The following is a 12,298-nucleotide window of genomic DNA, read 5'->3' as shown; positions in this document are numbered from 1 at the left end:
GCGACCAGACGCTCGAGCTATCAGAAGTTATTTAGGCAAAAAGCGCACCTGTCAGATCTGACAGGTGCAGACCTGTTTCCGATGAATGGTCGCGAGCAAAGAGCCTGAAGATCAAAAGATCGCAGCCTTCGGCGGCTCGTACATGGATTCACTCAATCCAGACTGTAGGAGCCGCCGAAGGCTGCGATCTTTTGCTTTTGCTTAGAAGTAATACGGGAATTTCAGGCTGAACGAAAAGTCCGGCGCATCATCGGTCATGCCGATCGACAGGTTCGGCACGATCGTCAGATTGTCGGTTGCAGCAATCGTCATGCCGACGTTGAAGTAACCGGCGTTGGCATCACTGGACACCACCGATTCCCAATCGCCGCCGTCCTGTTTCAGCTTGCTCTTGCGTTGCACCAGGTCGGAGACCGAGAACGACATACTCATCTTCTCGTTAAGCGCGAAGGCGATACCGGCGCCGATCTGGAAGCTGTCGCCGATGCGCACTTTGCCCGGGTTTTTCTGATTGACCGTAGAGCTGATGTCGTCAAACGACTCCTCCAGGTTGTGAGTGTAGGAGAGGCTGCCGAACAGCACCGCCGGGTCAAACGTCTTGACCAGCGAGATGCCCGGCGTGATCGACCAGACGCCGTTGCCGGTGGGCAGGGTGTCGGGGACGAACAGGTTGGAGTTGGCGTCGGTCTGGCGCAGTTTGATGCCGAACGGGTCTTTGCCGGTCGGCGCCTTGACGCGCAAGGTGACGACGGCGTCCGGGGTGTTGACCGACTCGTCGAGGAACTTGTAGGCGATACCGAAGTTGACGTCGCCGATGGTTGGATCCTTGGTCACGGTTTCTTCTGTTGTTACGCCAGCCGCGCCCTGGTTGCCGCCGCCGGACTGATACGTCGACTCGCGATACACCACCGGCACGTTCAGGTCGAACTGCCAGCGGTTGTCGAAGTTGTAGCGGCCGGTGAGGTCCAGGGTCCAGGTGTCAGCCTTGATCCGGTCGAGGTTGATGTTGCCCAGGAAGATCGAATCCAGCGCAAGGAACCCGTTCAGGATCAACTGGCGGGTGTCATAGCGTGAATAGGTGACACCGGTTTCGAAACTGAACTTGCCGCCACCGAAAAAGCCGCTGGCCTCGTCGTACAGGTTGGAAACACTTTGCGCCGGTTGCGAATCGTCAGCCAGCGATTGACCGTAAGAAGCGCCACTGCCCCCGGCGGCGCCTCCCGATGCAGCGGCCGCACCGGTGCCTGTGGCGGCTCCGGCGACGCGATTGCCTTTCATGTCGGACGGCGATTTGGCCAGCCGTTTTGGCGGTGGGGCGGCGGGTGTTTCTTCTACCTGGCGGACCCGTTGTTCAAGTACCGCCAGCGCTTGTTGTTGTTGTTCGTATCGTTGTCTCAGTTCCAGAAGTTCCCGTTTCAGGGCTTCTACATCGGCGTCGGGTGCTGCTTGCAGCATTGCCGCCGGGAGAAGGGTACTCAAACACACTGCAGCACGCAGTGATACTGATCGATACATGAATAAGCCGTCCCTTTAAGCCCAATGATCGAGACTCAGCGTAGTTCAATATCCGATATTGCGTAGGGCCCCGAGTTGGGTCAGGTTGCAATCCAGTGCACCGGCGCTTCTGCCGTTATTGTTAAGTACGACGTTGAGTTGCGTAAGGTTGTTGACCACGTTGGCGCTGCCCAGCAAACGGGTGTTCTGCAGCAGCCCGCCCTGGGCGACCTGTTGCAGCGCCGTGCCTTGATTGCCGCTGGCCTGAATGGCCATTTGCACGCCACCGCCATTGGCCGAAACCGCGACACTGCCGGCGCCGTTGCTGCCGCTGATGGTCTGCCCGGCGATGAGCGCCTGGCCCTGCGACGGCACCAGTGCCGGGGCCTGACTGGCTTCGCTGACGTTGATCGCGACGTTGTTGTTGGCGGTATTGCCGTCGCCGGCGGCGCGTACGCTTTGCGTCACACCCTGGCTGCTGTTGAGGCCGGCGCCACCGATGACAGTGCCGGTGCCCAAGGTGGGGGTGCTGCCGTTGCCCGACTCCTTGATGGTCGAGACATAGAATTCCGGTTTGACGGTTGCAGCCTGGATCTGCATCGAGGTCGCGGCCCCGATCAAATCGCCGCTGGCGTTGCGCCAGGTGCTGCTCATGACAATGCCGAAGCTGATGATCCGCCCCGGCATGACGTAACGACCGCGCAGCTCGGCGAGCTCCTGGTCCTTGATTTCGATGGGTTTGAATCCGGCATGGGCTAAACCTGACGCACTCGCTGCCAGGCAGGCGGCGGCCAGCCAGTATGAGCTTTTCATCTGCTGCTCCCGGGACATCCAGTCCCATTCTCTAACTCGGCGATTAAAAGAAGTCGCTCTGAATGAACCCGAAATCCATCAATTCCGCATCTTTGACCGGGTTGAAACTGTCCAGCGAGTTCTTCGCCGTCAGCGGCACGGGAGGGCTGCGCAAGGCGTTGGCCTTGTCGTAACCGGGGCCGACGATGGCAAAGACAATGCCGTTCCAACCTTTGACAAAGTCGTCGTGCTTGTAGCGTTTGTGGCCGAGAACCGGGTCACCGATGTAGACCCAATCCTTGTCCGAACGCTGCAGGACGACGAAATGCTTGTAGCCACGAATGTCCATCAGAACCACCACCGGAATGGTCACCGCTTCGAGTTTCTCGGGCGGGATCCGGTAGCCACGGGCGCGCATGCCGATGCTTTCTACGTAGCGCTTCATGTCGAGCATGGAGAAACCCTGGGTTCGCACCAGGTCCTGGTCAGCGTTGACCAGCATGCCTTTGATGATGTGCTCCTCATCGACGTCGAGCCAATAGGCCTGGCGCAGAACCGTTGCCAGTGCAGCAGCGCCGCAGCTGAAATCGGTTTTCTGTTCGACGATGTCGGCAAACTTGCGCTCACGAATGCTTTGCACGTCCTTGTAGACCAGCACGCCACCCGGCAGGGCGGCCACGGGCATCTGTGCCGCCTGAGTCAGGCCGCACAGACAAAGCAGAGCGAGGAGGGCAGGAGTCCGCATGATCGAATACGCCTTGTGGAACCTGGGAAAAAAGCCCCGTTGCCGGGGCTTTCGTTTCGATCGCGATTACATGCAGGCTTTGCAACCTGCGGCGATGGACAGCGAGTTGCTTTGTTGGTTGCCCACACCCGCCGAGACGTTGGCTCCGCCGTTGCCGGAGAAGTTGTTCATCGAGTTGGTCATGTTGGCGTTGTTGACGACTGGAGTTTTCCAGCCATCTTTGGTCAGCACTTGTTGGGTGGTGACGCCAGCGAGGCCAAAAGTACCCACGGCTTCGAACTTGGCTTTCTGATCATCGTTGCCGCCATGGCCGCCGCCACGGTTGCCCCAACCGCCGTGGTTGTCGTCCTCGATGGTTGCAGTACCTTTGGCTTTGAATGTGCCAGCGGCTGCATAAGTGCCGGTAAGGGTGTCGGTTTTGTAAGCCTGCACGCCTTTGTTTTCCACGACCAGGCCAGTCGAGGACTGGTTGGCAGAGGCGGCAGCCTGCGCTACACGACCACCGGAAACGGCGATGGCGAGGTTGTTTTTCTGTTGGTTGAAGTTGCCCGAGCTCACGTTGATGCCGATGTTGCCGGAACCGTTGTTGCCTGCATTGTTGAGCGTGGCGTTGTTGAAGGTGGACGAGTTTTTAACGTAGTTGTTGTTGTTCACCTGAGTCGCGCTCGAGGCGGCAACAGCATTGCCGAAGATGAAACTTTCGTCAGCGGTGGCCAGCGCAGCAGCGTTGTCCTGCTGGTTGCCGTCGCCGGCGGCGACGTTGGCGCCCATGTTGCCGTTGGAGCCGTTGAGCGAGTCGCTGGCATTGGCGTTGTTCAGGGTGCCCTGGTTTTTCACCACGTTGCCGTCGCTGTTTTGTGCGTCGAGGACAGCGGCGCCGGCGCCAGCGGTGATCTGCAGCAGTTGTTCAAGATTCGGACCTTGTGGCTGGCCGTGACCGTTGCCGTGTCCATTGCCATGCCCGTTACCACGACCGTCGGCCTGTGCTGCCATTGCCATCACTGCTGCGAGTGCGAAAACCAGTGGTTTGAGAGCCATTGTAGGTTTCATGGTTGTTTCTCCGTCGTGCTTATTAGTTGGTTAAGTGTTGGGACTTTTCTAATTGCACTGCTTTTTGTTTGGGTCAGTCTGCGACCCGGATGCTCAGGGTGTTAGCCATTCGGTTCCCCACCCCGGCACTCTGGTTCACCTGGATTACCCCGCGGCTGCCGGTGAAGGCCTGATCACTGGTCGTGACCTGGCGACTGCCGATTGAGGTACCAGTTGCTCCTGAGCTCGGTAAAAACGCCACGTTCTGTTGTGAAAGGGCGCTGTCGTCAACGCTCTGCGGGCCGGCACTGATGCTGACGCGCGTAACGTTGGCCATTTGGTTGTTGGCACCGGCGCCCTGGTTCACACTGAGGATGCCGTTGCCATTGCTGAAAGAGTTGCCGCCGATATTGGCGCTCGCGTCGATGGCGCGGCTGGCGGGCGTGTCGATGGTTTGCCTGACGCTGGTGGTGGCATGGGCTTCGGTGCCGATGGCAATCGCCTTGGTGTTGGCTTGTTGCATCTGGTCACCGGCGGCCTGGTTGACGTTGAAGTTGCCGCGATACTGAGCGCCGGAATCCTGGATATTTGCTTTGTTGACTGAAGCCGAATCGGCCATGGCGCTGGTGCAGCCGAGCAGGGCGAGAAGCAGCAGGGTGCGATTCATGTCATTGGCCTCCGGCCATGCGAGTCAAAGGCGCCAGGCCGGTGCTCATCGCCCGGTTGACCGTGTTTGAGATCGAGGCACCGGAACCGCCGCCGCTACCCGTGCGCATACCGGGCAGGCCGTTCTGATTGGTCAGGGTGTTCATGCCGGGCAGGTTGGAACTGGGCGTGGTCATGTTGCCGCGAATCGAAGAGCCGCTGGCGACGCTGGCGAAATCACCGTCAGTGAGTTCGGTACTGCTGAGGGTCTGGTTGATCCGCGCCGAAGGGTTGGCGTTGACTGTGGTCGGATAGGGGTCTTTGCCGCCGTTGCGGCCGATCGGGATTGGCTGAACGTCGCGGTTGAGGACGATCACTCCATTGCCTTCGGCCTGGGCGCTGACACTGATCAGTGCGCTGGCGGCTGATCCGATCAGCAGTAGGCAGGTCAGGCTTTTATTGAAATTCCCCACGGCTGCAATTCCTTCTTCAGTGGGCTGGGTTATTCAGCGTTGTGAAGGAGAGAGCGAAAGCTGTGCCGGTTTTGAATTGTCCCGTTATTTCAACGGGTTGGGTGTTTTCGAGGAATGCTTGAAGCGGGTACTGTTTCAGCGCTGAGACACATGCAGGGGTGCTTGAACGGTACTTGACGTCGGAAAGCTCTGGAACAAGGGTTTGCGCCGATGTGTTTCATCGGCGTAACAGGTGACGTGACGGAGTGATGAACAGCGTTTGGATGGGGGCTTGGCGCGGTTAGGAGTGTTTCAAAAACGGACAGATCTGCCCGATATGCCCGGCGTGGTAGGTTATTCGGACAGCAAAAGCTCCACCGCTGCAAAGGCTTGCGCTTGGCGTTCGGCCCAATTGCCCTCGATAACTTGCAACGGCTGTTGATGCTCAATCAACCAGGCGCGGGTGGCTTCGAAAAATGCCATGCGATCCGAAAGATCCGGTTGGCAGCGCTGGCCGTCTTCGGCCCAGTCGACCTGTTGCGGCGATAGCAGCAGGTGCAGGTCGTAGTGACGTGCCAACAACTCAATTTCCAGCCAGGTCGGGCAGTCGCCGAACAGGGTCTGGCTCCAGAGGATGTTGCTGAGCAGATGGGTGTCGAGAATCAGCAGTTCGGGTTGTTTCGCGCGTGCCTGATCTTCCCATTGCAACTGGCCCCGGGCGATATCAGGGATATCCGCGAGGCAAGTGTCGCGCGGGTTGTCTTCGATGAACCGACGAACATATTCATCAACGCGCACGCCGCCGAAACGCTGCTCCAACCCTGCCGCCAGCCAACTCTTGCCGGTGGATTCCGGGCCGGTGAGAACAACGACTTTCATGTGCGCAACGCCGGATCGGCACGCCATTCCCGCCAGCCTTGCACCGCGAGCAGGGTAAACAGCGCATACAGGCCGGCAGTCAGATAGAGGCCTTTATAGATGAACAGGCCGACAAAGATCACATCGAGGACGAACCACAACGCCCAGCATTGCAGGCGTTTCTGCGCCATCCACAGTTGCGCGACCAGACTGAAACCAGTGAGCGCGGCATCGAGCCACGGCTGTGCGGCGTCGGTCCAGTGCGCCATCGCCGCGCCCAGTAATACGCTGCCGATCGCTCCAATACCAAGGCCGAGCAGAATCGAGCGTGCATCGAGGCGGGTAACCTGGCGACCGTCATGCATCGTCCCGGCGCGGGTCCATTGCCACCAGCCGTAGATCTGCAGCGCGGCGTAGATCACTTGCAGCAACATGTCCGAATACAGCTTCACCTCAAAGAAGATCCAGCTGTAGAGCAACACCATGACCAGCCCGATCGGCCAGCACCACGGATTCTGCTTGACCGTCAGCCACACGGCGATGACACCGAGGGCAGCGGCAAACAGTTCAAGCCCGGACATGGCGGATCCTTGGGGGAGTTGAGAAGGGGGCGGATTGTACTGCATTAGTCAGGTCAAAAGCCCCTCACCCTAACCCTCTCCCGGAGGGAGAGGGAACTGACCGCGTTGTTTGGTCGAGGTACGCCGACCTGGAATATCGCGTCGAACGCAGATCATGAAATGCGCAATGATCTGCTCCCTCTCCTCGGGGAGAGGGCTGGGGTGAGGGGTGGGCTCACCTCGGTGACCGGTCAGACCCGGAACTGGCGCAGCAACCCGTTGAGCTGTTCGCTCAGTTGCCCAAGCCGCAGACTGGCTGCACTCGACTGTTCAGCCGCCAACGCGGTGCTATGGGAAAGCCCGGCCGCCTGGGTCACGTTCTGGTTGATGTCCTCCACCACCTGCGCCTGTTGCAAGGTAGCGCTGGCAATCGACGCATTCAGGCCGTTGAGATTACGCAACGCCTGGCCAATTGCATTAAGGCTCGCCCCGGCCAGTCCCGCCTGTTCGATGGTCAATTGCGAGGCCTTGCTGCTGTCGCCGATCACCTTCACCGCAGCCTCCGAGTGATTCTGCAAACGCTCGATCATCGACTGAATCTCCGCCGTCGATTTCTGCGTACGCTGAGCCAGCAAGCGCACCTCATCGGCCACCACGGCGAACCCGCGACCCTGTTCACCCGCACGCGCCGCTTCAATCGCCGCGTTCAAGGCCAACAGATTGGTCTGCTCGGCAATCGAGCGAATCACTTCCAGCACGCTGCCAATCTGCGTGCTCTCCGCCGCCAGGGTGCGGATCACTTCCACCGCCTGATCGATCGTGCCGGAGAGCTTGTCGATCTGTTGCAGGCTGCCGTCAATGTTGATCTGCCCCTGTTGCGCCTGCGCTTCGGCATCACGCATTTCGGCGGCGGCGTGTTCGGCGTTTTTCGCCACGTCCTGCACGCCGTAGGTGACTTCGTTGATCGCCGTGGCGACCAGTTCCATCTGCTGCGATTGCTGCTGACTGCGCTGCTGCGCTTGCGAGGCATCGTTGCCAAGCTCGCTGGAAGACTGGCCCAAAGCGCTGGCCGAGACCTGCAGATCACCAATCACTCGGCGCAACTTGGCCGTGAACGCATTGAAGTGATGGGCCAGTTCGGTGACCTCATCCTTGCCGTGGGTATCGAGGCTGCGGGTCAGGTCGCTTTCGCCGCTGGCGATGTTGGCCATGGCATTCACGGTTTCTTGCAACGGACGGACGATGCTGCGTGCGATCAGGATCACCAGCAGCGCCATGATCAGCGCAATCGCCAGGCCGATCGCCGACGCCTTGATCATTTGTCCCTGAAATTCCGCCTGAACATCGTCGACGTACACACCGGAACCGATCACCCAGCCCCACGGCTCAAACAGCTTCACATACGAGGTCTTGGCGACAGGGTCGGTCGCCCCCGGTTTCGGCCAGCGATAATTGACCATGCCCGCGCCTTTGGCCTTGGCAATGGCGACCATCTCGTTGAACACCGCAAAGCCGTCCGGGTCGCGGATCGCCGAAAGATTCTGGCCTTCGAGCTTGGGATTGGTCGGGTGCATGACCATCACGGGCGTGAGGTCGTTGATCCAGAAGTAGTCGCTCTGGTCGTAGCGCAGGCCACGGATCGCGGTCAGCGCCTGCTTTTGCGCGGCATCCCTGGTCAGGGTGCCGGCGGTTTCCAGGCCGTGGTAATAAGTCAGCAGGCCACTGGCGGTCTGCACCACGTGCTGGGTTTTCTGCGCCTTGGCGTGGTAGAGGTCGTCGTGGATCTGCTTGAGCATCAGCACGCCCAAGGTCAGCAACATGACCACCGCCACGATCAAGATGAGCCACAAGCGTCGGCTGATCGACACACTGCGCAAGCTGTTCATAACGCTGTCACTCCGGATTCTTGTTCTTGTAATAAACGATCGCCAGCATCCAGCCACCGCTGTGGGCTTGCGATTGTGCGACTTGAGCCGCCTAACGCGGGGAGCGCTATTAAGGCTTGTCTGTTAGGATTTCGGCCCCGCGCGCAAAAACCTGAATCCGGTTTTGATATTTCACGGAATTTTTACCGTTTCGTGTGGATCCTGTGCGCGCGCAATCGCTACAGCTTTTACCGGCTACGCTGGACGCAGTGAACGAAAAAATACTATCGGGGCATGCCCGCGCGCATCGCTCTCTGGGGGATTGATGGATCTTTGGACCGCCTTGCAGGCACTGATTCTAGGAGTTGTAGAAGGGCTGACGGAGTTTTTGCCCATTTCGAGTACCGGACACCAGATCATCGTCGCCGACTTGCTGAACTTCGGCGGCGAGCGGGCCATGGCGTTCAACATCATCATTCAGCTCGGCGCGATCCTCGCGGTGGTCTGGGAGTTTCGCCGCAAGATCCTCGACGTAGTGATCGGTCTGCCGACCCAGCCGAGCGCCAGGCGTTTCACCGCCAACCTGCTGATCGCCTTTTTGCCCGCCGTGGTGCTGGGGGTGATCTTTGCCGACCTGATTCACGAATACCTGTTCAACCCGATCACCGTGGCGGCGGCGCTGGTCATCGGCGGCATCATCATGCTGTGGGCCGAACAGCGCCAACATGAAGTCCACGCCGAAACCGTCGACGAAATCCGCTGGACCGACGCCTTGAAAATCGGCTTCGCGCAATGCCTGGCGATGATTCCCGGCACCTCGCGTTCGGGCTCGACGATCATTGGTGGCTTGCTGTTCGGCTTGTCGCGCAAGACGGCCACCGAGTTCTCGTTTTTCCTCGCCATGCCAACCATGGTCGGTGCGGCGGTGTATTCGGGTTACAAATACCGCGATCTGTTTGTGCCGGCGGATTTCCCGGTGTTCGCCATTGGTTTCGTCACGGCGTTCATCTTCGCCATGATCGCTGTGCGCGGCCTGCTCAAGTTCATTGGCAGCCACAGCTACGCAGCCTTTGCCTGGTACCGGATTGCGTTCGGCCTGTTCATTCTGGCGACCTGGCAGTTCGGCTGGGTGGACTGGTCGGCGGCCAAGGCATGAACGATTCCCGCACGCGCCGCCCTGAAGGACGACCTTCAGGCGGCCGCGTTCAGCATCTGAAATTGAAGCTTGCGGTGTTGCTGATCATCTGCGCGCTGCCGCTGTTCGGCTCGCTGTCGATGTGGCTCAGCGGCATCTCGCGGGTGCCGCTGGCGGCGTACGGGATTGTCAGTGTGCTGGCGTTCTTTCTGTACTGGGCCGACAAGCGCAAGGCCCGCGCCGATGCCTGGCGCACCCCGGAAAACATCCTGCATGCGGTAGAACTGGCGGGCGGCTGGCCGGGAGCTTTGATCGCTCAGCAGGTGTTTCGGCACAAGACGCGCAAGGTGTCGTTTCAGATTCTGTTCTGGGCGATCGTGTTGTTGCATCAGGTGTTCTGGATTGACCAGATTTTCCTCGGATCGAACTTGCTGTCGCTGATTTAACGTCCACCGAAAATCCCCTGTGGGAGCGAGCCTGCTCGCGAAAGCAATCTCATCCTCGCTGATGAGTCGCCTGACAAACCGCCTTCGCGAGCAGGCTCGCTCCCACAGGATTTGCGTGCTTACAAAAGCAGGCCGATTTGAGTCTTCTTGGGCAACTTGCCCACCACCAGTTGATGCGATCGCTGCAACAGTCCCTGCAATTCCTCGGCACTCAGCGGGTAGGGCGGGTGCATGATGATCCACTGCGCCCGTGCCAGATACGGCGCTGGATGAATCCCCGGGCGGTCGCAATGGCCGAGAAACAGGTCCTTGTCGACCTTGAACGCCAGCGAATCTCCTCGCAGCCCCTGCAAGGCAAACATCTTGTTGCCGGCAATCGAGAACACCCGTACGCCGCCCCATTTGTAATCTTCCCGGGCGCCGGGCAGGGCCAGACAAAACTCGGCGACCTCGGCTTCGCTCATTCTTCCCTGTTTCATAGAAATCTGTCCCCGCAGGCATTGAACGATTCGACCAAGTGATCGATCCATGCGCGCACCGCCGGCATTACCCCGCGCCGGTGCGGATACACCGCTTGCAACCAGCCGCCGGGCAATGACCATTCCGGCAGCACCTGCACCAGTGTGCCGTTACGCAATTCGGTTTCGCAGAACATCATCGGCAGCACGGTAAAGCCCTGACCGGCCAGGACGCAGGCCTTGCGCACCACGAAGTCATCAATGCCCAGCCGCGCTTCCATGCTCAGATCGACGCTCTTGCCTTGTTGATCGAGCAGGCGCACATGCACCATGCGGTCGGCTTCCAGCGCGCCGAGTACCGGCAGGTTTTTCAGGTCCTGCGGATGATTAATGGTCTTGCCTTGCATGAACGCCGGGCTGGCGATCACCACTGCTTGCGCCTGCCGCAAGCGCCTGGTGACCAGCAACGGATCTTCATCACCGTGATCGCGCACACGCAAAGCGACATCGATGCCTTCGGTGACCAGATCGACCCGGCGATTGAGCAGCACGACCTCCAGCTGCACCTGAGGAAACTTGCCGAGAAAGTCGCTGATCACCGTCGGCAGCATTTCATGGGCAAGGCCGGTAGGGCACGACACCCGCAAGCGCCCGCGCGGTTCGCTGGACATGCTCGCCACCGCTTCGTCAGCCATTTCCGCTTCCAGCAGCATCGCCTGACAGTGGCGCAAATAGCGTTCACCGACGGCAGTGAGATTGAGTTGGCGGGTGGTGCGTTGCAGCAGACGTGCGCCAAGGCGCTCTTCCAGTTCGGCAATTCTTCTTGAAAGCCGTGACTTGGGAATGCCGAGCAGGCGCCCGGCGGCTGCGAATCCACCGGCTTCGACCACTTTGGCAAAATAGTAGAGATCGTTAAGGTCCTGCATGCGCGTTTCCAGTCGTTCTATAAATGGGACGAACTATCGCATTGTCGGCGACTAATCAGCTATTGGTTTGTTGCGTAGGATTGTCTCCATTCCGTCGCCGCCGGCGATTCTTTCAGGAGAACCCACATGAAACTGTTGCACATCGATTCGAGCATTCTCGGCGACAACTCGGCTTCCCGTCAGTTGAGCCGTCAAGTCGTCGACGCCTGGCAAGCTGCCGAGCCGAGCGCCGTGGTCACCTACCGCGACCTGGCAGCCGATGCCATCAGCCACTTCTCGTCGACCACCCTGGTTGCCGCCGGCACCACCGCCGAACTGCGCGACGCTGCGCAACAGCACGAAGCCGAGCTGAGCGCTTCGACCCTGGCCGAGTTCATCGCTGCCGACGCCGTGGTGATTGCCGCGCCGATGTACAACTTCACCGTTCCAACCCAGCTTAAAGCGTGGATCGACCGCGTTGCCGTCGCCGGCCAGACGTTCCGCTACACCGAAGCCGGCCCTGAAGGCCTCTGCGGCGGCAAGAAAGTGGTGATCGTGTCGACTTCCGGTGGCATCCACGCCGGTCAGGCCAGCGGCATCGCTCACGAAGAATATCTGAAGCTGGTACTGGGCTTCCTCGGCATCACCGATATCGAAATCGTCCGCGCTGAAGGTCTGGCCTATGGCGAAGAAGTGCGCAACAACGCCATGAGCGCTGCGCAAGCGAAGATCAGCGAGCAACTGTTCGCCGCCGCGTAAGGCTTGCGTAAAGAACAGCTGATGTTCAGGTAATCCCTCAAAAACTCTGTATTCTGTTTCCGCAAGGGCCGAATACAGAGTTTTTTGTTTCTGCCTGTTACATAATCTGGCCCGGGTTATGCAGTTTCAGCACATCCGACGATGTGGTCCAACAG

General features: G+C 59.5%; 14 protein-coding genes. 3 read left to right on the top strand and 11 right to left on the bottom strand.

The features are described from left to right. Positions 1–201: 201 nt before the first annotated feature. The 9 genes from AB4N47_RS10240 to AB4N47_RS10200 all read right to left on the bottom strand — a co-directional run bounded on the left by AB4N47_RS10240 (position 202) and on the right by AB4N47_RS10200 (position 8,461). Entirely contained in the window at positions 202–1,515 is a 1,314-nt protein-coding gene (locus AB4N47_RS10240) for a hypothetical protein (RefSeq protein WP_341637573.1), read from the bottom strand. A gap of 45 nt (positions 1,516–1,560) precedes the next feature. Next, on the bottom strand, positions 1,561–2,307 hold the full coding sequence (locus AB4N47_RS10235; RefSeq protein WP_073474520.1) for a hypothetical protein: 747 nt from the start codon (positions 2,305–2,307) through the stop codon (positions 1,561–1,563). A 43-nt stretch (positions 2,308–2,350) separates the two neighbouring features. Next, positions 2,351–3,031 carry a C39 family peptidase gene (locus AB4N47_RS10230; protein ID WP_024012915.1) on the bottom strand — a complete coding sequence of 227 codons (681 nt, stop codon included), beginning with the start codon at positions 3,029–3,031 and terminating at the stop codon, positions 2,351–2,353. 66 nt (positions 3,032–3,097) lie between these two features. Beyond that, positions 3,098–4,081, bottom strand: coding sequence for a heme utilization protein (locus AB4N47_RS10225; RefSeq protein WP_341637572.1), 984 nt, complete (start codon positions 4,079–4,081; stop codon positions 3,098–3,100). A 73-nt stretch (positions 4,082–4,154) separates the two neighbouring features. Then, positions 4,155–4,727 carry an adhesin gene (locus AB4N47_RS10220; RefSeq protein ID WP_341637571.1) on the bottom strand — a complete coding sequence of 191 codons (573 nt, stop codon included), beginning with the start codon at positions 4,725–4,727 and terminating at the stop codon, positions 4,155–4,157. A gap of 1 nt (position 4,728) precedes the next feature. Further along, positions 4,729–5,178, bottom strand: coding sequence for a hypothetical protein (locus AB4N47_RS10215; RefSeq protein WP_024012918.1), 450 nt, complete (start codon positions 5,176–5,178; stop codon positions 4,729–4,731). Between the two features lie 333 nt (positions 5,179–5,511). After that, on the bottom strand, positions 5,512–6,036 hold the full coding sequence (locus tag AB4N47_RS10210; RefSeq protein ID WP_341637570.1) for an AAA family ATPase: 525 nt from the start codon (positions 6,034–6,036) through the stop codon (positions 5,512–5,514). Further along, positions 6,033–6,596 (bottom strand): nicotinamide riboside transporter PnuC, encoded by a 564-nt coding sequence (gene pnuC / locus AB4N47_RS10205; protein WP_341637569.1) that lies wholly within the window; start codon positions 6,594–6,596, stop codon positions 6,033–6,035. Before pnuC ends, AB4N47_RS10210 begins: the two co-directional genes overlap by 4 nt. A 230-nt stretch (positions 6,597–6,826) precedes the next feature. Beyond that, entirely contained in the window at positions 6,827–8,461 is a 1,635-nt protein-coding gene (locus AB4N47_RS10200) for a methyl-accepting chemotaxis protein (RefSeq protein ID WP_071172404.1), read from the bottom strand. A 304-nt stretch (positions 8,462–8,765) separates the two neighbouring features. Here AB4N47_RS10200 and AB4N47_RS10195 point away from each other — a divergent pair, with 304 nt between their 5' ends. Both AB4N47_RS10195 and AB4N47_RS10190 read left to right on the top strand, forming a co-directional pair. Continuing rightward, positions 8,766–9,596 carry an undecaprenyl-diphosphate phosphatase gene (locus AB4N47_RS10195; protein ID WP_016774688.1) on the top strand — a complete coding sequence of 277 codons (831 nt, stop codon included), beginning with the start codon at positions 8,766–8,768 and terminating at the stop codon, positions 9,594–9,596. Continuing rightward, entirely contained in the window at positions 9,593–10,021 is a 429-nt protein-coding gene (locus AB4N47_RS10190) for a DUF1294 domain-containing protein (RefSeq protein WP_341637568.1), read from the top strand. The genes AB4N47_RS10195 and AB4N47_RS10190 overlap by 4 nt, the downstream gene beginning before the upstream one ends. Positions 10,022–10,140: 119 nt before the next feature. Here AB4N47_RS10190 and AB4N47_RS10185 read toward each other — a convergent pair whose 3' ends face one another. Together AB4N47_RS10185 and AB4N47_RS10180 are read right to left on the bottom strand one after the other, a co-directional pair. Further along, positions 10,141–10,500, bottom strand: coding sequence for an MmcQ/YjbR family DNA-binding protein (locus AB4N47_RS10185; protein WP_341637567.1), 360 nt, complete (start codon positions 10,498–10,500; stop codon positions 10,141–10,143). Then, positions 10,497–11,405, bottom strand: coding sequence for a LysR substrate-binding domain-containing protein (locus AB4N47_RS10180; RefSeq protein WP_130910531.1), 909 nt, complete (start codon positions 11,403–11,405; stop codon positions 10,497–10,499). The genes AB4N47_RS10185 and AB4N47_RS10180 overlap by 4 nt, the downstream gene beginning before the upstream one ends. 126 nt (positions 11,406–11,531) lie before the next feature. Here AB4N47_RS10180 and AB4N47_RS10175 point away from each other — a divergent pair, with 126 nt between their 5' ends. Further along, positions 11,532–12,143 (top strand): FMN-dependent NADH-azoreductase, encoded by a 612-nt coding sequence (locus AB4N47_RS10175; protein WP_016774691.1) that lies wholly within the window; start codon positions 11,532–11,534, stop codon positions 12,141–12,143. Positions 12,144–12,298: the final 155 nt, after the last annotated feature.

This window comes from Pseudomonas sp. S3_G06 (assembly GCF_054667565.1).
The sequence above is the reverse complement of the archived record's forward strand: the minus strand, read 5'-3'. Positions and strand labels throughout refer to the sequence as shown.

Coding starts and splice junctions, on each gene's coding strand:
- AB4N47_RS10240 (WP_341637573.1), bottom strand. CDS start 1,515: ATGTATCGATCAGTATCACTGCGTGCTGCAGTGTGTTTGAGTACCCTT.
- AB4N47_RS10235 (WP_073474520.1), bottom strand. CDS start 2,307: ATGAAAAGCTCATACTGGCTGGCCGCCGCCTGCCTGGCAGCGAGTGCG.
- AB4N47_RS10230 (WP_024012915.1), bottom strand. CDS start 3,031: ATGCGGACTCCTGCCCTCCTCGCTCTGCTTTGTCTGTGCGGCCTGACT.
- AB4N47_RS10225 (WP_341637572.1), bottom strand. CDS start 4,081: ATGAAACCTACAATGGCTCTCAAACCACTGGTTTTCGCACTCGCAGCA.
- AB4N47_RS10220 (WP_341637571.1), bottom strand. CDS start 4,727: ATGAATCGCACCCTGCTGCTTCTCGCCCTGCTCGGCTGCACCAGCGCC.
- AB4N47_RS10210 (WP_341637570.1), bottom strand. CDS start 6,036: ATGAAAGTCGTTGTTCTCACCGGCCCGGAATCCACCGGCAAGAGTTGG.
- pnuC (WP_341637569.1), bottom strand. CDS start 6,596: ATGTCCGGGCTTGAACTGTTTGCCGCTGCCCTCGGTGTCATCGCCGTG.
- AB4N47_RS10200 (WP_071172404.1), bottom strand. CDS start 8,461: ATGAACAGCTTGCGCAGTGTGTCGATCAGCCGACGCTTGTGGCTCATC.
- AB4N47_RS10195 (WP_016774688.1), top strand. CDS start 8,766: ATGGATCTTTGGACCGCCTTGCAGGCACTGATTCTAGGAGTTGTAGAA.
- AB4N47_RS10190 (WP_341637568.1), top strand. CDS start 9,593: ATGAACGATTCCCGCACGCGCCGCCCTGAAGGACGACCTTCAGGCGGC.
- AB4N47_RS10185 (WP_341637567.1), bottom strand. CDS start 10,500: ATGAAACAGGGAAGAATGAGCGAAGCCGAGGTCGCCGAGTTTTGTCTG.
- AB4N47_RS10180 (WP_130910531.1), bottom strand. CDS start 11,405: ATGCAGGACCTTAACGATCTCTACTATTTTGCCAAAGTGGTCGAAGCC.
- AB4N47_RS10175 (WP_016774691.1), top strand. CDS start 11,532: ATGAAACTGTTGCACATCGATTCGAGCATTCTCGGCGACAACTCGGCT.